Genomic DNA, 382 nt, shown 5'->3' with positions numbered 1-382 from the left:
AACGTATGGGAATCCAGAGCCATATTCGCGAACGTGAACGGCTGGGGCGGCTTTATCTGGAGGTCAGCCACAGCGTATTTCTGGTGGTCGTACACCAGAACCCACAACGGGCGCGGCGGACACTGGATGATTTACACCTGTGTCTGCATGCCTTGTTACAGCATCACTTGCCCGCTGGGCACCCGACCCTGTAGCCTCAGGTGTTGGCATTGTTCCACGTGAAAACAAACAGGGTCGAGACTGGTAATGGCTGTCGAAACGGCATCGGTTGCTCCGCGGTTAAGCCGTTCAGGGGCGTCTTACTTATCAGCCTGGCCACTTTCGATCCGCCATCTACCATCAATCAGCCATCAGCCATCGCGGCAAGCTACCGACCAGACAC

At 56.3% G+C, this 382-nt stretch carries 1 protein-coding gene; it reads left to right on the top strand.

Features of this window, described 5'->3' with window-relative positions:
• On the top strand, nt 1-194 hold a 194-nt coding region (locus tag Q4563_RS16900), incomplete at its 5' end, for a hypothetical protein (RefSeq protein WP_442903774.1).
• Between the last annotated feature and the right edge of the window lie 188 nt (nt 195-382).

It is taken from the genome of Gilvimarinus sp. 1_MG-2023 (assembly GCF_030548285.1).
The sequence above is the reverse complement of the archived record's forward strand: the minus strand, read 5'-3'. Positions and strand labels throughout refer to the sequence as shown.